Source organism: Acinetobacter sp. S4397-1, assembly GCF_024129285.1.
GTDB lineage: Bacteria > Pseudomonadota > Gammaproteobacteria > Pseudomonadales > Moraxellaceae > Acinetobacter > Acinetobacter lwoffii_C.
This window is the reverse complement of record NZ_JAMXXZ010000085.1, coordinates 1-561: the sequence shown is the minus strand read 5'-3', so window position 1 is coordinate 561 and position 561 is coordinate 1. Positions and strand designations below refer to the sequence as shown.

Here is a 561-nt window from a genome sequence, read left to right as displayed (position 1 = left end):
ACAGAGAATCAGAAACATTAAATCTAAATGATAAGCTGGGGACTTAGCTTAGTTGGTAGAGCGCCTGCTTTGCACGCAGGAGGTCAGGAGTTCGACTCTCCTAGTCTCCACCACGAATTATTTTTTAAGCACTGCTTTAAAAAATAATGAGGCTGGATTACAGAATTTAGTAAATAAATAATTATTTATTAACTTCTGTGATTTATCACAGTTTCTAGACCTGACGAAGGCTAGAAAAATCATTAACAGCATATATTTGAGTTGAAATAATTTGTTCATACTCATAGATAGAACGGAAGTTAACAGTAATTTATTACCTGTTAATGACTGTACTTGAAATGAGAACTAGCGAAATTAACTGAATCAAGCGTTTTGGTATATGAATCTAATTGAAGCTGTACAGTGCTTAAGTGCACAAACGCCAACTGTGTGATTGACTGAGAAATTGGTTAATCATGTTGCTCATCCTACTTGTAGGGATGGACGACTGTTTGGGGTTGTATAGTCAAGTAATTAAGTGCATGTGGTGGATGCCTTGGCAGTCAGAGGCGATGAAAGACG

General features: G+C 36.9%; 1 tRNA gene. It reads left to right on the top strand.

What is annotated here, in order from left to right:
- Positions 1-37 precede the first annotated feature (37 nt).
- A tRNA-Ala gene (locus NI467_RS14605) sits at positions 38-113 on the top strand.
- Positions 114-561 lie beyond the last annotated feature (448 nt).